Consider the following 15,661-nt stretch of genomic DNA (forward strand, 5'->3'; position numbering starts at 1 on the left):
CCGATCACCAGCTCGATGGCCGCATAGGCCAGTAGCGGTCGGCGCAGCAGCGCACTGCGACGGCTGACCAGCCACGCCCCTAGCGCCATCCCCCCCATGAACAGCATCAGCACCAGCGACTGCGCATGCGAGGAATGCCCGAGGAACAACCCCAGGTACTGCGTCCAGATGGACTGGTAGATCAGCCCGGCGAAGCCGGACAGGATGAAGATCAGCAGCAGCCATGGGCCATGGCTGTTGGATGGACGGCTCATTGCGGCTCCCCAGTCGCACGGTCGATTTCAACAGAAGAACAAACTTCGCAGACTGAATGCAAACGTGTAGCCGAGCCGAATCCGGCCGACCCAGAGCGCTCAAACGAAAACGGGGAGCTTGGGCTCCCCGTTCTCAAACCGAGATCAGCAAGTGCTGATTACTCGCCGCCTTCGCTCTCAGCGGTGGTACCCTGGCAGGAACCCGGACGATACTTGGCATCGATCGAGCCACCGCAGGTCCAGCTCGGGACCACGCCCTTGCTGCCGTCGCCTGTCGGGGTCAGGGTGATGTTCTTGGCATCGATCAGGTTGTCACCGATCGCCTGGGCGGTGGCCACGATGGCCTTGCCATCCCACTCCAACTTGCTGACGTACTTGGTCTGCTGGAAGTCCGGCTTCCAAGAAGCCGGCGGCAGCGCATTGTTGCTGGCCACATATTCCGACACGTCAGTACGCAGCGAAGAAGCCGCCAGGATCACTTCCGAGACCTTGGCCTTCTTGGTGTAGTTCGAGTACGCCGGCAGCGCGATGGCGGCCAGGATGGCGATGATCGCAACGACGATCATCAGTTCGATCAGGGTGAAGCCCTTCTGGTTCTTCATGGTGGTACATCCCCAAGATAAGTGGTGGTTGATGTCGGGGGTGGCTGCCGGCCGGCCAGATGACCGGATGAGCAGGCTGCCCGTCCCCGCGGGTGGATCAACGCAGGTTACGTGCCAATCTCCCATGGCAGCGCCTCCCCGATTTCCCCGCGCCAATGATGGCAGCAATTTCGCGGATGGGAACCCCCCAGAAGCGAATCTGCGATGGACGCGGCAATGTGACGCGGTACGTCACCTTTCGTCTCGCCAGGTCGAAAACCCTGCGCGGCGTCACGCCAGCAGGCTCCCCGGACGGCCCTGAACCGGCTACCATCGCCGGTCAGGATGCCCGCCTGGGGATGGCGGGCCTTGGGGAGCCAACATGTCTGTCAGTCGCAGTGCGATCAAGAAAGAGCCCGTGGCGCGTAGCACCATGGAGCTGCAGCCGTTTGTCTGGGAGGGGACCGACAAGCGGGGTATCAAGATGAAGGGCGAGCAGTTGGCGAAGAACGCCAATCTGCTGCGCGCCGAACTGCGCAAGCAGGGGATCAACCCCGGTCAGGTCAAGCCGAAACCCAAGCCGTTGTTCGGCGCGGCCGGCAAGCCCGTGGGCGCTAAGGACATCGCGTTCTTTAGCCGGCAGATGGCCACGATGATGAAATCCGGCGTGCCGATCGTCTCGGCGCTGGAGATCATCGGCAGCGGGCACAAGAACCCGCGCATGAAGAAGATGGTGGACGGGATCCGCGCCGACATCGAGGGCGGCTCTTCTCTGAACGAGGCGATCAGCCGTCACCCTGTCCAGTTCGACGAGCTCTACCGCAACCTGGTACGCGCAGGTGAAAGCGCCGGTGTACTGGAAACGGTGCTGGACACGATCGCCTCCTACAAGGAGAACATCGAAGCACTGAAGGGCAAGATCAAGAAGGCCCTGTTCTACCCGGCCATGGTGCTGGTGGTGGCCTTCCTGGTCAGCACCATTCTGCTGGTCTGGGTGGTGCCGCAGTTCGAGGAAGTCTTCAAGAGCTTCGGTGCCGACCTGCCGGCCTTCACCCAGATGGTGGTCAACCTGTCCCGTTTCATGGTGTCGTGGTGGTGGCTGATAGCCATCGTGGTGATCGGATCGGTGGTGGCCATCGCCATGACCTACCGGCGCTCGGAGAAGATGCAGCATACGGTCGACCGGCTGGTGCTGAAGGTGCCGGTGATCGGCCAGATCATGCATAACAGCTCGATTGCCCGTTTCGCCCGGACCACGGCGGTGACCTTCAAGGCCGGCGTGCCGCTGGTGGAGGCGCTGGGCATCGTGGCTGGCGCCACCGGCAACAAGGTCTATGGCGAAGCCGTCCTGCGGATGCGCGACGACGTCTCGGTGGGCTATCCGGTCAACATGGCCATGAAGCAGCTGAACCTGTTCCCGCACATGGTCATCCAGATGACCGGCATCGGCGAAGAGGCCGGCGCCCTGGACGCCATGCTGTTCAAGGTGGCTGAATACTACGAGCAGGAAGTGAACAATGCCGTGGATGCCTTGAGCAGCCTGCTGGAACCGATGATCATGGTGTTCATTGGTACCATTGTCGGTGGCTTGGTCATCGCGATGTACCTGCCCATCTTCAAACTCGGCGCCGTCGTCGGCTAAAGGTATCAATGGCATTTCTCGACCAGCACCCCGGCCTCGGCTACCCCGCCGCGGCCGCCTTGGGACTGCTGCTGGGCAGTTTCCTGAACGTGGTCATCCTGCGGCTGCCCAAGCGGCTGGAGTGGCAGTGGAAGCGCGATGCGCGCGAAGTCCTGGAAGAACCGGACTTCTATGAACCACCCCCACCGGGGATCGTGGTGGAGCCGTCGCACTGCCCGCACTGCAAGCACAAGCTGAGCTGGTACGAGAACATCCCGCTGTTCAGCTGGATCATCCAGGGCGGCAAGTGCCGCCACTGCAAGGCGCCGATCTCGCTGCAGTACCCGCTGGTGGAGGCGCTGACCTCGGTACTGGTGCTGGCCTGCGTCTGGCAGTTCGGCTTCGGCTGGCAGGGCTTCGGCGCCATCGTGCTGACCTGCTTCCTGATTGCTTTGTCCGGCATCGACCTGCGGACCCAACTGCTGCCCGACCAGCTCACCCTGCCGCTGATGTGGCTGGGGCTGATAGGCAGCATCGACAACCTGTACATGCCGGCCAAGCCCGCCCTGGTAGGCGCGGCGGTGGGCTACCTGTCGCTGTGGACGGTCTGGTGGCTGTTCAAGCAGTTGACCGGCAAGGAGGGCATGGGCCACGGCGACTTCAAGCTGCTGGCAGCGCTGGGCGCCTGGTGTGGGCTGAAGGGCATCCTGCCGATCATCCTGCTGTCGTCGGTGCTGGGTGCCATCATCGGCTCGATCTGGCTGTACAGCCGGGGCCGTGACCGCGCCACGCCGATTCCGTTCGGGCCGTATCTGGCCATCGCCGGCTGGCTGTACTTCATGTGGGGTGCACCGCTGGTGGAGCAGTACCTGGCGATGAGCGGGCTGCGCTGAGGGGAGTCCCCATGAGCCGCTATGTGGTTGGCCTGACCGGCGGCATCGCCTCCGGCAAGAGCGAAGTGACCCGGCGCTTCGAGGCGCTGGGGATCGTGGTGGCCGACGCCGATCTGGCCGCCCGGGCCGTGGTGGCTGCCGGCAGCCCGGCGCTGGCCCGCATCGCCGAGCGTTTCGGCGCCGACATGCTGCTGGCCGATGGCAGCCTGGACCGGGGGCGCCTGCGCGCCCACGTGTTCGCCGATCCCGCCGAGCGGACGGCGCTGGAAGCGATCACCCACCCCGCCATCCGCCTGCTGATGCAACAGCAGTGCGAGCAGGCTGAGAGCCCCTATGCGATTGCCGCGATTCCGCTACTGACCGAAGTGGGTGGGCGGAAGGCCTACCCGTGGCTGGACCGGGTGCTGCTGGTGGATGCGCCCGAGGCCGTGCAGCACGCCCGGCTGATGCAGCGCGATGGTATCGACGCGGCACTGGCCGACCGGATGATTGCTGCGCAGGCCAGCCGCGCACAGCGGTTGGCGCTGGCCGATGATGTGGTGGTCAATGACGGGCAGCCGGAGGACCTGCAGGTGCAGGTGGAACAGCTGCATGCGCGGTATCTGGGGTTGGCCGGGGGGTGAGGCCTGGTTGCCGGCTCGCGGCCGGCGCCACCGAAACGCATCCACGCATGGCGTGGAACTACTGTAGAGCCGGGCCCATGCTCCGCTTCGCTTACAACGGCTTCGGCGAGAATGTCAGGGTGGCGATCACGCCACGCTCGCCGCCGGGACGCACGCTCACCTGCCAGCCGTACAGATCGCACAGGCGGCTGACGATCGACAGGCCGATACCGCCGCCCTGCGAATGGCCGGCATGGGTACCGCGGTAGCCACGCTGGAACAGCTTGGCCGCGTCTTCCTCGCTCAGGCCTGGGCCACTGTCGGTTACCGACACCGAATTGGTGCCGACGAACACGCGTACCTCGCCGTCCTGCGAGTACTTCACCGCGTTGCCGATCAGGTTGCCCAGTGCCACCGACAGCGCCGCCTCGGGCGCATCGATCACCAGGTTGCGCTCGCCTTCCAGCAGCAGCTCCAGCGGCTTGCCACCCAGCTGCGCACGATGCGCGTCCAGCAGCTGCTCGGCCACGCGGGCGACGTTGCTGGTGCCCTGCCCGCGCTCGTTGCGCGACAGCAGAAGCAGTGCGCCGATCAGGTCGCTGCACTGTTGCTCGGCGCGCTGGATGCGCTGCAGGCGCTGCAGCACCTTTTCGTCCAGGCCGGGCCGGGTCAGCAACAGCTCGGTGGCGCCACGGATCACCGCCAGCGGCGTGCGCAGCTCATGGCTGACGTCTGCATTGAACTCACGGTCGCGCTGCACCACCTCGGTCAGCCGCGAGGAATAGTCGTCCAGCGCCTGTGCCAGCTGCCCCACTTCGTCGTCGGGGAAGCGTGGTGCCAAGGGCTCGGGATCACTGGTGCCGCCGCGGTAGGCGCGCAGCCGCGCGGCCAGATCCGACACCGGCTTCATCACCTTCGAGGCCGACCACCAGCCCAGCACCAGCGACAGCACGCTGAACACCAGCACCGACAGCACCAGCGCGCGGTTGAGCTGCTTGCCGCCGCGCACGCTGTCGGTCATGTCATAGGCGAGGAAGAACCAGGCATCGGGCGTCTTGCGCACGGCCAGCTTGTAGGAGTACGGCTCGCCGTGCTCATCGCCGCTGACGCTGTGGATGCCATCGGAAAAGCCCGCCCACTGCGCGCGCTCTTCGCGCACCCGGTCGAACTTGTCCTTCGAATAGGCATAGGCCCTGATCTGCAGCACCGGTGCGTCCGGGTTATGCCCGGGGTGCTCGTAATAGCGGCGCGCATACTCGTCGATGTTGCGGTTCATCAGCTCTTCCACCAGCTGGTTTTCCACGCGCAGGCGGGCCCAGTTGGTGGCGAACGCGAACAGTGTCGTCAGGCAGAAGCCCAACAACACGAACGAAACGATAATGCGGCTGCGCAGGCGCCGCCGATAAGGCGTGCGCCGGCGCTCCCCCTTGGTTGCCACCGAATCAGGCTTCCGGGGTGGCGATGCGGTATCCGATGCCATGGCGGGTCTGGATCAGCGGCACTTCAAACGGCTTGTCGACCACCGCACGCAGGCCATGGATGTGCACGCGCAGGGAATCCGAATCGGGCAGTTCTTCGCCCCACACGCGGGTTTCCAGCTCCTGGCGGGTGACCACGGCCGGGGCCGCTTCCATCAGCGCCTGCAGGATCTTCAGTGCGGTCGGGTTGAGCTGCAGCAGCTTGCCCTGGCGGCGCACTTCCAGCGTATCCAGGTTGTATTCCAGATCGCCGGTTTCCAGCACGCGGGTCTGCACGCCCTTGCCGCGTCGCGACAGGGCATTCAGACGCACTTCCACTTCCTGCAGCGCGAACGGCTTGATCAGGTAGTCGTCCGCGCCGGAATCGAAGCCGGCCAGCTTGTTGTCCAGCGAATCGCGGGCGGTGAGCATCAGTACCGGGGTCTGCTTGCGCGCTTCATTGCGCAACTTGCGGCAGACCTCGATGCCGTCCATGCCTGGCAGGTTGAGATCCAGCACGATCGCGTCGAACTCGTGCACCACGGCCAGGTGCAGACCGGTAACCCCGTCAGCCGCGAAGTCCACGGTGTGGCCCCGGTCCTCCAGGTAGTCGCCCAGGTTGGCCGCAATGTCGCTGTTGTCTTCGATTACCAGGATTCTCACTGTCACCTCTAATTTACGAATTTGCCGATGCGCTGGGCCTGGCCCATATCACGCTGTGCCTTGTCCTTCCGCCGGGCGCGCTCGGCAACGGTAGTGCACTGCGTCGTGGACCGGTTCGAACCCGTGGCCTTTTCACGTTGGCATATTAGACGACTATCTTCACGTGCCTGTGTCAAAACCGTGTTCACGATCTGCTGGTCGTTGAAGACATCGGTTCGTACCTGTTCAGGCATGGAATCGCGGTCAGGATGCTGCTCGACGGCCGTACGCATGCGTACCAGCGCCTCGCGTACGCGGCTGCGGTCGGTCTGCTTCAGTTCGCTGTAGGTCTCGCCATCGTTGAGTTCGATTTCGATGCGCTCGATCTGCTGCTGCAGCGGCTTGCCGGGGATAAAGACCTCACCGGCCTGGTTCGATGCAGAGGCGGCGGTGGCCAGGGTCAGGCCCGAGATCAGGACCGCCGACATCAGGAGGGACTTCATGACAAACGAATCCTTGTTTGAATTGAGTGTTGACTGTATTCGCACCACCTTCACGCCAGCAAGTGCCATGCGCAGGGGCATCGGACGGCCTAGTGGTTGCTGGCCGGGTTGAAGTTGTTGAAGGTGCGCTGGTCGTTGAGCAGGGCCTTGCCCTTTTCCTCGATCCGGCGGCGCTCGGCCACGGTCAGGCAGCGGCTTTTAGGCATGTTGCTGCCGGTGGTGCGGGTGTGCTGGCAGATCTGCCGGCTGTCTTCGTGGGCGCGGACAAGAACGGTGTTGATCCGCTCCTGGTCGTTGAAGACCTCCGCCTGGACCTGCGGCGGAAGCTCCTGAAGCGTGCGGTGGTCACCCATGCGCTGGGTGATGCGCGCCAGTGCCTGCTGCACCTGGGCGCGGTCGTCAGCGGAAATCTCGCTGTACTCGCCGTCATCGAGGGCCTTTTCAACCCGCCGGACCTGCTCGGCCACCGGTGCCTGCCCGTCCATCTGTATGGCGGCCTTCTCCGGCTTGGCGGAGACAGCGCCAGACAGCCCCAGCAACAACGCGATCATCGTGATGCGGTACATCGCCAGCCTCCGGATCCATCCAGGAACGATGGGCGCCACTCTACGGCCGTCACGTTGCCTCTACAAGGGACCTGCGGCGGGCATAAAAAAGACCCAGGCGGTGCCCCGCCTGGGTCTGAAGTCGTATCCCGATACCGATCCTGCTGAGAGGCAGAGCTGCGGTTCGCTGAAGGCTACGCCGACGCCGATTAAAGGCGTGTTAAAGCCGGCCTCATTTGCCCATGAGAATTTCAAGCCATTGATTAATCATGGCTTTTTAATCTTCTCGACGTGCTCGATGATGCGTGTGGCCACATCCACCCCGCAGGCGGCTTCGATGCCCTCCAGCCCTGGCGTGGAGTTGACCTCCAGCACCAGCGGGCCACGCGCCGAGCGGATCAGGTCCACGCCACAGACCGACAGGCCCAGCGCCTTGGCCGAACGCACCGCCACCTGCTGCTCGGCGCGGCTGGCCTTGGCCGCCACCGCGGTGCCGCCAGCATGCAGGTTGGAGCGGAAGTCCCCTTCCGGCGCCTGGCGTTGCATCGACGCCACCACCTGGTCACCGACCACGAAGCAGCGCAGGTCGGCGCCCTTGGCTTCGCCGATGAACTCCTGCATCAGGAAGTTGGCGTACAGGCCCCGCAGGGCCTCGACGATGCCACGCGAAGCACTGGCCTTCTCGGTGAGGATCACCCCCCGTCCCTGGGTGCCTTCGTTGAGCTTCACCACGTGTGGCGGCGGGCCCAGCATGGACAGCAGGTCGACGGTGTCATCGGGGTTGTCGCCAAACACGGTGACCGGCATGTCGATGCCCTTGGCTGCCAGCAGCTGGTGCGCGCGCAGCTTGTCGCGCGAACGCAGGATCGCGTCGGAGGGATTGGGCGTGCGCGCGCCCATCAGCTCGAACTGGCGCAGCACGGCGGTGCCATAGCGGGTGATCGAGGCACCGATGCGCGGGATGACCATGTCCACGCCGGTCATCGGCCGGCCCTTGTAGTGCATCGAGAAACCATCTGCGGCGATGCGCATGTAGCAGCGCAGCGGGTCGAGGATGCGTACGGTGTGGCCGCGCGCGCGGGCCGCCTCGACCAGCCGGCGGGTGGAGTACAGGGAGCTGTTGCGGGACAGGATGGCGAGCTTCATCGCGGCAGGATCGGACGGCAGGCGCGCAGCATAGCGCGGGCGTGTGGCGGGTGGATGATGCCCTGCAGGCCGCCGCATCTGCGTGCCTGCCGGGGCTGTGCGAAGATGCCTTTTGCCGGCTAATGGACAGGACACGGCCGGCTTACACAATCCAAGGAGAACCACAGATGCGAATGGGAATTCCGCTGTTGTTGCTGTTTGGCCTGGTGGGAGGCGCCGCAGACGTACAGGCTGCGCCGACCCATGCAGTCTCCCGGCTCTACTTCGATGCCAACAACACCCTGATCGGCCAGGGCCTGCGCTACTGCACGGGCAAGACACAGCACCAGGGCGTTGCCTCACACGCCAATACCCGCTGGATCGATGTTGCCTACGCCTGCCAGGGCGACTCGACCGACGTCTCCTACGGCAGCTGGGTGCCTGCGCAACTGCGGCAGGACTTCTGCACGCTGTATGACGCCTGCACGTCACTGATGCCGTGGCCGGAACCCGGCCTGCCCGGCACCCTCGGCAACGGCTTCTACTCAGACTGACAGCCGGTAACCGCCGCACTGTCTCCGGCGATGGCAGCATCGTCGCCGGAGACTCCACCCACTGCGCCCCGGAGACTTCATGCCGCTGACGATCCTTCCGCGCTTCTCCGAAGTGGATGTACTCGGCCACGTCACCAACACCGCCCTGCCCGTCTGGTTCGAGGAAGGCCGCCAGGAGATCTTCCGGCATTTCAGTCGCGAGGCCAGCATGCGCGACCTGACGCTGATCCTGCGCCGCTACGAGATCGACTTCCTGCAGCAGATACAGCCGGGACACGAAGTGCGCATCGAGACCCGCATCGAGAACATCGGCCGCTCCTCGCTGTCGATCGTGCAGCAGGCGTTCCAGTTCGAGGCCCTGGTGGCCAGCGGGCGCTGCGTGATGGTGCATTTCGACTACACAGCCAACGCCTCACGCGCGATCGATCCGGAGCAGCGCCGGGCGTTGTCAGGGCTGTTTACCGAGGAGTATGCGCAGCTGATGCAGGCGGCCGGCACTTGAGTCATCCGGGAATCCGGCCATCCGCACTCAGTACTGCCCGCAGCCCGTTTTTTCGGCTTTTCCAGCGTTTCCCCGGCCTGCATCGACGACGCATGCCGGAACCGCCTTGTTCGATTCGACGCAGCCTAACCTGTGACTGACGGCCGCTGACCAGCCTGGGGGAGGCGCAGCGAGAAGCGCCCATCGCGGACACGCACGGCCAGTGCGGTTTCCCGCCACTCCACAGGCAGGGCCAGTGCCGTGTGTGGCGTCGGGATGCGTGTGATCGCGTCGAATGTCCAGTGTTCCTCATAGGCGTCGCAGCGAAGCGTTCCGTCATCGCCGACCTCGATCACATCGATCCAGGCCCCACGCCGGGTCTTGCCGCTGCCGCCCATCGCACGGCGGCCGATGGCCTGCCAACGCCCCTGCCAGTGGACGAGCCATACGCCCTCGATGGGACGCAGATCCCCATCAAGCACGCTGCCCGCCACCACCACGCATCGTCCGGACGGGCTGGCGATGATCGTCTCCAGATCGCAGGCGTGACGATCACTGGGCTCGCCATCAAGACAGAGCGCGTACGGGCAGATGCGCGCGAACAAGGTCGGATGCGCGGTCAGGCGCAGGTCGTCGGGAAGCAACGGGATGGCCTGCAGCACCCGGGCATCAGGCAGGACATGCCGCACTACCTGCGGCAACCCGGCGGCCAGCGCCGGATGCCCCTGTTCCAGCCATAGCCCCCGGCAGGGGCGCAGCGTGCTCGATCGGCAGGGAAGATCCCGCAACCACATCGCGGCTTCGGCATCCCCGCCAAGCTGCCGGCGCTCGTGCAGTTCCTGCCAGAACAGGCTGGGAACAATCGTCAGCAGGTGCATCACCTTCTTGTCCGCTTCGTCGTAGACGATCACGGCCTCGCTGCGGTCACTGTAGCCACTGGCCACACGCAGCGCGCTGCCCGCCAGCGCCTGCCACTCACCGCTGGCATCGTGGCTTCCCCCAGTGGATACACCCTCGACAATGGCGCCATCGCGCAGCATCTGGGTGCCGTAGGCCGGCCCGCCCATGCCCAGCTCGCCCCACTCCAACAGGACATCATGCGTGGGCGGCCGGGTGGCGAAGGGCAGCGTCGCCCGCGAGCGCAACAGTGCGCCACCTACGGCATCGCCAACCAGATCGAAGCGCTGCAGCACGCCGCCCAGGGCAAGGCAGGCAGCCAGGCCAACGACCACGCCCCAAGGCGACCACCACACCACGCAGATCGCTACCCATATCAGGAACGGCAGCCACTGGGTGAAACGGCGGAGGGCAATTCGATCAACGGTCATGCGGGCATGGTGGCGGCGACTGCGCACCATTCAAACCTTCAACGCTGTGCCAGGCAATGGGGTTCGAACCGGCAATGCCGCTAGACTCTCGCTGATGATGCAATCGATGACTGCCGTGAATCGCCGGAATCTGCTGCAGGACATGCTGCCGCGATGGAGAGCACTGGCCAAGGCCCCGGGCCAGCCGCGCCGCACGCTTCGCCTGCCGGATTGGCAGGCGGACTGGAACGCAGGCATGGCCTTGCTTGCACGCCATGCGCGCAATGGCGGTGAATCTGCGGAGGAACCGCTGCAGGGACATGCGGCCCTGGAGCATGCCTACGGCTGGGAGACGGTTGCACAGACCGGCAGCAACCTGCTGCTGAAAGGCGTTGATCGCGGCTTCGCTCCCGCGGTGTTGCAGCAGATGCATGCCGACGTAGCAGATCTCTGGCTCGAGCATGCGCGCTTGCTGGCCATTGCCCGGGAAAGCCTGCAGCAACAAGGCCACGACATCGCGCTGGCTGCGTCGTTGCAATCGCGTACAACGCAGCACTACGAATACGCACTACAGCTGTTGTCACTGGGCGTGCTGCTGGATGCGCAGGAACGCCTGCCGGCGCTGGTGGAGAAGGTGCTCTGTTTCGACACCGACCGCGTGCTGGACTACCTCAGCGCGCCGGCGCTGGGCCTGGTGGAAGCCAGTGATGAGGTCTTTCATCCGCGACCGTTCGCCGAGCTGTTCGCGCCGCTGCGCGACGGTGAAGCGTTCGACCCTTCACTGCTGGCCGGCTACCTGCAGGTGCAGTACCGCGACTTCTTCCTGCTGCCGCCAAAGGCTCAGAAGCGGACCCGACGCCTGATCGGGCCGAACGCGTGGGGCTACTGGGCATTTGAAGTGGCTGCGCTGGTGGTGCTGTATGGCGGTGACGACGCCACGCTGCGCACCTGCCCGCACTACCCTTCCGACCTGGTGGATTTCGTCCGGCGCTGAGTCAGGCGCCCGGCAGGCCGGAAATGCCGCCGAATCGATTCTCTTCCTCGTTGCCCGGCAGGAGCATGACCGGGAAGAGGACGAATACGCCCAACGGGATGAAGGCGATCACGACGTACCAGCCAGACTCGTCGATGTCATGCAGTCGTCGAACGGCCAGGGCCAGCATCGGCGGAAGGAGGACGATGACCGCGCAGACCGTCATGACACTCCCCAGCGTCCGGAACGGCTCGAAGGCCTCCCCATCGAGCAGCACAGTGCCCGTCAGCCAGTATCCGCCGTCCATCAAGGTGTAGCCCACTGCCACCACAAGGGCAGCAGACAGGGAGTACGACCAGAACTCTTTCCGGTTGGATCGCCCTGAAAAATCAAAGCAACGCCTGATGGGCAAAAGTGCGGGGATCATTCGCGCTCCGGGCAGCGGACGATGGGTCAACGGTTAACGATCTTTTAGCATCCCCAAGCCCAGCACCAACTGAACCCTGCGGCCCGACGGGCTCGCCAGACAGCGGAGGTTGCCCCGGGGCGGCCACGCAACTGCAAGCAAGGTGCGAACTGCCGCACATTTCCATAGCCGTGAGCATTTTGAATCGAGTCGCTGGCTCGCCGAAGTGGCGGATGGGTTCTATTCCCGTTTTCCAGACTCATGCCTCTGCTAGCGTCACGACTCACTCATGGATTCGAGGTTTTGAATGGCTGCGATTTCTTTTTCGCTGATGCTTGCACTGCTTTCCGCGCAGGCCCCGATGGCCGCAAACGCCGAACGTGATTACACCGGACCGGCAGGGACATCCTCGATCGGGCCTGGCATCTGCGACCCCGGCATGGACATGCTGCCGAACGGCGGAGGCGTGGTGATCCGGCGCTGCGGCAAGAATGGTACGGTCGCGGGCGTTGGCAGCAATATCGATGCTGCGACGGCCAACACCAATGGCTTCCTGGCCGTCGCCGAGGAAGGCCCGGTATGCAGTGTTTTCGCACGCGATCCCTATGTCAGCATCCCGGCACCGGGTGTGGGCATCAAAGGAGAGTGCAGTTCCACTCCGATTTCCGCCTATGGCATGACGACCACCACTGCGGGACAGAACCTGCTTGAGCTGGCCATCACTCTGGCGGCGACGCGGGCGCGGTGCAATGTCGACTACTACTATGGGTCGGCACATGGCTATAAGTATCCCTACGCCTGCACTCGCCCAGGCCAGTCCTGGAGCGTTGCCGGTCTTGGCTCCAGCGTCGACGATTCAAACGCCATGGCAATGCGGCTTGTGAAGAAATCATCCAAGACCGGTACGCACTGCTATTTTGACAACGCCGAGTTGAATGGCGTCGTCTTCCGCGCATACCTGCACTGCAACGGATCGACCTATACCGGTTTCGGGAGTTCCGTCACTGCCGCGGCCAAGGACGCGGCTGCGCAAGCGGGCGCATAAGCCGCTTCGGGCTGTGGTTCGGAGGAGCCACAGCCCAACACTGAGGAAAGAAATTCCGGCGCTGCCGCCACACGCTGGACTTGGGTGTGGTTCAACGATTGCGCCGCGTCTACCTGGGGTGAATACCCTGGAGACATGGAGCGGGCGATGGGAATCGAACCCACGTCAGTAGCTTGGGAAGCTACAGCTCTACCATTGAGCTACGCCCGCATTGCGGATGAAAGTCTATGCGGAGCGGCCGGTGTTGCGCAATGGTGCTCGCCACATCGGCACGGGGCCGGATCGCTTCCTCGCGGAAAGGGATCCGGCCCCGCCGGGTTCCTGCTTAGAAGCTACCTTAGAAGCTACCGCCCACGGTGGCGAAGATCGTCGCGTCACGGGCGCGCTTCTGCGCGGCCGTGGTGCTCAGGCCAACGTTGCCCTGCAGGCCGAACAGGTCCATGCGCGCACCCAGAACAGCGGTGGCGTAGTTCTTGTCGAAGTCCAGGCCCGGCACGCGGTAGCTGCCCAGTTCCGGCAGGGTCTGCAGCCAGGCGCTGGCCTGCTTGGTGTCCTCGAACTCGTGGTCGTAGGTCACCTGCACGTACGGCTTGACGGTGCCGCCATCGAAGCGGGCCTGCCAGCCGACGCGGCCGACGGTCGAGTCGACGTTCTGGCGGTCGTAACCCAGCGCGGTGGCCATGGTGCCGGCGGTGGCGCTTTCGGTGTAGCCGTCGATCTTCACCTTCTGCCAGATCACCGAAGCAATCGGGCCGTGGCGGAAGCCGCCTTCGGTGCCGAACTCGTAACCGGCATTCAGTGCAGCGGTCAGGTTGCTGCCGTCCGGCGAGCCACCATGCTCACGGGTGGCCGGGCCCAGCTGGACCTTGCGGTTCACGTCATACGACAACCAGGTGTAGCTGACCTGGCCGTTGACCCAGACGCGGTCGCCATACCAGGCAGCGAACAGGCCGGCGGTGGTGTCCTTCTGGGTGAAGTCGCCGCGGCTGTTGCCGAAGTCGGCACTCATGCGGCCGAAGCCAGCGAAGCCGCCGACCACCACGCCGTTGCGTGCCCAGTCGACACCGAACAGGCCGGCCGGCGCCACGCCGTCATACAGGTCGGCGTGGTCATAACGCTGCATGTCCCCACGCACGCCACCCCACCACGACAGGCCATCGGCCGGACGTGCGCCCAGGTGGTTGCTGACCTGGTCGGCACGCGAACGGCCGACGGTCTGTGCCGAGTGGCTCAGCACCTGCTGCAGGCGCGGGGCCTCAAGCACCGAAACCGCGTACTGGCCCAGCAGCTGGTGACCGGTCACGGTGGGATGCACGCCATCGGCGAACAGATAGGTCTGGTACGCATCCGGGCTGACGTAGGTGGTCGGGTTGCAGCCGATGATGCTGCCCGTGGTGTTGGCCGGGTTGATCTTGCAGGCGGTGCCAGTGACGTTGGTGAAGCCATACATGCCCGGGTTGGCGGTCACTTCGCGCAGGATGCTGAAGGTGTCGAGCGGAATGAACTCGATGCCCGCCTGCTTCAGGCCGCCATACAGGGCCTTGTTGTAGCCGACCGACATGGCGGTGGCGGCTGCCGCGTTGGGGCCGCGGAACTGCGGGGTGATGCCCACGTCCGGCAGGTTCGGCACCAGCACGTACTGGGCACCGGCCTGCTTCAGGGCGCCGACCAGCGCGATCTGGTCGGTGACCGCCGCGCCGATGATGCCCTGCACCTGGGCCGGCGGCGCACCCGCACCGGCAGCGCCGGCGGCGGCAAACAGGTCGTTGGCGCCACCCCATACGGTATACAGGGCGTTGCGGTCAGCCTTGCCACCGTTTGCAGCCAAATAGCGGGACGCCTGCGACTTCAACGACGGGATCGCGCCAAGGGCACCGCCGCCTTCAACCGACACGCGGGCACCACCGACGGCATAGTTGTCGCCGTTCTGGCCGTTGCCGTTGGGGTCCTTGTTGAGGCCGTAGTAGTTGGCGACCTGCTGCGACCACACCCAGCCCGGGTTGGTGGTGAACTGGCCGGAGAGCCCCTGCGTGGCCTCGGGCAGCAGCGGGCGGAAGTAGCCGGCGTCGGTGAGGCTGTCGCCGAAGAACACCGCCTTGGAATACGGATTTTCGCCTGCCATGGCCGGCAGCGCGGCGAGTGCGATCGCAGCCGCCATCAGGGAGCGGATCGGGTGTTTGCTGAGCTGCATCTAGGAACTCCTGTGGGGTAAATAGGTTGGAATCCGGCGCACGTACGCCGGCGCACGGTCAATGGTTTCACCGCGCCGCCGTTTGCTCACGCTGCGCCGCCGCATGGATTGTCGCCTGATCACGCCGAAACCCGCTGTGCTGGAGCTGGCGCCCGGTTCAAATTGCAAACGTTCCGATCCCGACGGGCTATCAGCGACAATGCAGGGATGAACATCCAGCTCAACGGCGAACCCCGCACCCTGCCCGCCTCGGCGACCCTCCACGACCTGCTCGAGGCCGAGCAGTTGCTGCAGCGCCGGGTGGCGGTGGAGGTCAACGGCGAGATCGTCAGCCGCAGCCGCCATGGCGAGCACGTCCTGGCCGAAGGCGACGTGGTGGAGATCGTGCACGCGCTGGGCGGGGGCTGAGGCCATCCCGGGTAGTGCCGGCCCCTGGCCGGCAATCCGACGCTGCCTGACGCCTCACATCTGCCGGCCAGCG

The 15,661-nt window shown here is 64.9% G+C and carries 17 protein-coding genes and 1 tRNA gene; 8 read left to right on the plus strand and 10 right to left on the minus strand.

The genetic code is table 11. From position 1 onward, the window contains the following. Window positions 1-412: 412 nt before the first annotated feature. Window positions 413-856 (minus strand): pilin, encoded by a 444-nt coding sequence (locus AC13GF_RS12600; protein ID WP_483004827.1) that lies wholly within the window; start codon window positions 854-856, stop codon window positions 413-415. A gap of 361 nt (window positions 857-1,217) precedes the next feature. Between AC13GF_RS12600 and AC13GF_RS12605 the strand changes: the two genes are divergently transcribed. From AC13GF_RS12605 to coaE, 3 genes are read left to right on the plus strand one after another with little or no spacing between them, the layout of a single operon-like run. After that, complete coding sequence (locus tag AC13GF_RS12605; RefSeq protein ID WP_483004828.1) at window positions 1,218-2,477, plus strand: type II secretion system F family protein; 1,260 nt, start codon at window positions 1,218-1,220, stop codon at window positions 2,475-2,477. Window positions 2,478-2,485: 8 nt separating this feature from the next. Further along, window positions 2,486-3,349, plus strand: coding sequence for a prepilin peptidase (locus AC13GF_RS12610; RefSeq protein WP_043402829.1), 864 nt, complete (start codon window positions 2,486-2,488; stop codon window positions 3,347-3,349). 11 nt (window positions 3,350-3,360) lie between these two features. Beyond that, window positions 3,361-3,972: a dephospho-CoA kinase gene (coaE, locus tag AC13GF_RS12615; RefSeq protein ID WP_049401612.1), complete on the plus strand. Its 612-nt coding sequence runs from the start codon at window positions 3,361-3,363 to the stop codon at window positions 3,970-3,972. A gap of 91 nt (window positions 3,973-4,063) precedes the next feature. On the opposite strand, the gene AC13GF_RS12620 is transcribed toward coaE, so the two are convergent. The 5 genes from AC13GF_RS12620 to rimK form a co-directional block, all read right to left on the minus strand. Then, entirely contained in the window at window positions 4,064-5,431 is a 1,368-nt protein-coding gene (locus AC13GF_RS12620; protein WP_111110857.1) for a sensor histidine kinase, read from the minus strand. Further along, the gene (locus AC13GF_RS12625) at window positions 5,394-6,071 is read right to left on the minus strand and encodes a response regulator transcription factor (protein WP_005410804.1); all 678 of its coding nucleotides are present in this window, start codon (window positions 6,069-6,071) and stop codon (window positions 5,394-5,396) included. Before AC13GF_RS12625 ends, AC13GF_RS12620 begins: the two co-directional genes overlap by 38 nt. Before the next feature lie 8 nt (window positions 6,072-6,079). Then, window positions 6,080-6,553 carry a hypothetical protein gene (locus AC13GF_RS12630; protein WP_182266605.1) on the minus strand — a complete coding sequence of 158 codons (474 nt, stop codon included), beginning with the start codon at window positions 6,551-6,553 and terminating at the stop codon, window positions 6,080-6,082. Window positions 6,554-6,642: 89 nt separating this feature from the next. After that, window positions 6,643-7,119 carry a hypothetical protein gene (locus AC13GF_RS12635; RefSeq protein WP_483004829.1) on the minus strand — a complete coding sequence of 159 codons (477 nt, stop codon included), beginning with the start codon at window positions 7,117-7,119 and terminating at the stop codon, window positions 6,643-6,645. A 246-nt stretch (window positions 7,120-7,365) separates the two neighbouring features. Beyond that, window positions 7,366-8,244 (minus strand): 30S ribosomal protein S6--L-glutamate ligase, encoded by an 879-nt coding sequence (gene rimK, locus AC13GF_RS12640; protein WP_005418651.1) that lies wholly within the window; start codon window positions 8,242-8,244, stop codon window positions 7,366-7,368. A 167-nt stretch (window positions 8,245-8,411) separates the two neighbouring features. Between rimK and AC13GF_RS12645 the strand changes: the two genes are divergently transcribed. Both AC13GF_RS12645 and AC13GF_RS12650 read left to right on the plus strand, forming a co-directional pair. Beyond that, window positions 8,412-8,777: a hypothetical protein gene (locus AC13GF_RS12645; RefSeq protein WP_483004830.1), complete on the plus strand. Its 366-nt coding sequence runs from the start codon at window positions 8,412-8,414 to the stop codon at window positions 8,775-8,777. Window positions 8,778-8,856: 79 nt separating this feature from the next. Then, window positions 8,857-9,279, plus strand: coding sequence for an acyl-CoA thioesterase (locus tag AC13GF_RS12650; RefSeq protein WP_483004831.1), 423 nt, complete (start codon window positions 8,857-8,859; stop codon window positions 9,277-9,279). 125 nt (window positions 9,280-9,404) lie between these two features. Here the strand turns inward: AC13GF_RS12650 and AC13GF_RS12655 are convergent, their stop codons facing one another. After that, window positions 9,405-10,586 (minus strand): hypothetical protein, encoded by a 1,182-nt coding sequence (locus AC13GF_RS12655; RefSeq protein ID WP_483004832.1) that lies wholly within the window; start codon window positions 10,584-10,586, stop codon window positions 9,405-9,407. Between the two features lie 115 nt (window positions 10,587-10,701). Here AC13GF_RS12655 and AC13GF_RS12660 point away from each other — a divergent pair, with 115 nt between their 5' ends. Beyond that, on the plus strand, window positions 10,702-11,559 hold the full coding sequence (locus tag AC13GF_RS12660; RefSeq protein WP_483004833.1) for a PoNe immunity protein domain-containing protein: 858 nt from the start codon (window positions 10,702-10,704) through the stop codon (window positions 11,557-11,559). 1 nt (window position 11,560) lies between these two features. Here AC13GF_RS12660 and AC13GF_RS12665 read toward each other — a convergent pair whose 3' ends face one another. Next, a complete protein-coding gene (locus tag AC13GF_RS12665) occupies window positions 11,561-11,965 on the minus strand; it encodes a DUF805 domain-containing protein (RefSeq protein ID WP_483004834.1) in 405 nt (134 codons plus the stop codon). A 286-nt stretch (window positions 11,966-12,251) separates the two neighbouring features. Here AC13GF_RS12665 and AC13GF_RS12670 point away from each other — a divergent pair, with 286 nt between their 5' ends. Further along, window positions 12,252-12,989 (plus strand): hypothetical protein, encoded by a 738-nt coding sequence (locus tag AC13GF_RS12670; RefSeq protein ID WP_483004835.1) that lies wholly within the window; start codon window positions 12,252-12,254, stop codon window positions 12,987-12,989. Between the two features lie 136 nt (window positions 12,990-13,125). Here the strand turns inward: AC13GF_RS12670 and AC13GF_RS12675 are convergent. Next, window positions 13,126-13,199: transfer RNA gene (locus AC13GF_RS12675), tRNA-Gly, on the minus strand. Between the two features lie 127 nt (window positions 13,200-13,326). Then, on the minus strand, window positions 13,327-15,180 hold the full coding sequence (locus AC13GF_RS12680; protein ID WP_483004836.1) for an autotransporter outer membrane beta-barrel domain-containing protein: 1,854 nt from the start codon (window positions 15,178-15,180) through the stop codon (window positions 13,327-13,329). Window positions 15,181-15,387: 207 nt separating this feature from the next. On the opposite strand from AC13GF_RS12680, the gene thiS reads away from it, so the two are divergent. Further along, window positions 15,388-15,588 (plus strand): sulfur carrier protein ThiS, encoded by a 201-nt coding sequence (gene thiS / locus AC13GF_RS12685; protein WP_008265079.1) that lies wholly within the window; start codon window positions 15,388-15,390, stop codon window positions 15,586-15,588. Window positions 15,589-15,661 lie beyond the last annotated feature (73 nt).

It is taken from the genome of Stenotrophomonas sp. 22LJNL06-5-1, assembly GCF_056861455.1.

Bases quoted from the DNA above. Each gene is read 5' to 3' on its own strand.
- AC13GF_RS12600 (WP_483004827.1), bottom strand. From the start codon at position 856: ATGAAGAACCAGAAGGGCTTCACCCTGATCGAACTGATGATCGTCGTT.
- AC13GF_RS12605 (WP_483004828.1), top strand. From the start codon at position 1,218: ATGTCTGTCAGTCGCAGTGCGATCAAGAAAGAGCCCGTGGCGCGTAGC.
- AC13GF_RS12610 (WP_043402829.1), top strand. From the start codon at position 2,486: ATGGCATTTCTCGACCAGCACCCCGGCCTCGGCTACCCCGCCGCGGCC.
- coaE (WP_049401612.1), top strand. From the start codon at position 3,361: ATGAGCCGCTATGTGGTTGGCCTGACCGGCGGCATCGCCTCCGGCAAG.
- AC13GF_RS12620 (WP_111110857.1), bottom strand. From the start codon at position 5,431: ATGGCATCGGATACCGCATCGCCACCCCGGAAGCCTGATTCGGTGGCA.
- AC13GF_RS12630 (WP_182266605.1), bottom strand. From the start codon at position 6,553: ATGAAGTCCCTCCTGATGTCGGCGGTCCTGATCTCGGGCCTGACCCTG.
- AC13GF_RS12635 (WP_483004829.1), bottom strand. From the start codon at position 7,119: ATGTACCGCATCACGATGATCGCGTTGTTGCTGGGGCTGTCTGGCGCT.
- rimK (WP_005418651.1), bottom strand. From the start codon at position 8,244: ATGAAGCTCGCCATCCTGTCCCGCAACAGCTCCCTGTACTCCACCCGC.
- AC13GF_RS12645 (WP_483004830.1), top strand. From the start codon at position 8,412: ATGCGAATGGGAATTCCGCTGTTGTTGCTGTTTGGCCTGGTGGGAGGC.
- AC13GF_RS12650 (WP_483004831.1), top strand. From the start codon at position 8,857: ATGCCGCTGACGATCCTTCCGCGCTTCTCCGAAGTGGATGTACTCGGC.
- AC13GF_RS12655 (WP_483004832.1), bottom strand. From the start codon at position 10,586: ATGACCGTTGATCGAATTGCCCTCCGCCGTTTCACCCAGTGGCTGCCG.
- AC13GF_RS12665 (WP_483004834.1), bottom strand. From the start codon at position 11,965: ATGATCCCCGCACTTTTGCCCATCAGGCGTTGCTTTGATTTTTCAGGG.
- AC13GF_RS12670 (WP_483004835.1), top strand. From the start codon at position 12,252: ATGGCTGCGATTTCTTTTTCGCTGATGCTTGCACTGCTTTCCGCGCAG.
- AC13GF_RS12680 (WP_483004836.1), bottom strand. From the start codon at position 15,180: ATGCAGCTCAGCAAACACCCGATCCGCTCCCTGATGGCGGCTGCGATC.
- thiS (WP_008265079.1), top strand. From the start codon at position 15,388: ATGAACATCCAGCTCAACGGCGAACCCCGCACCCTGCCCGCCTCGGCG.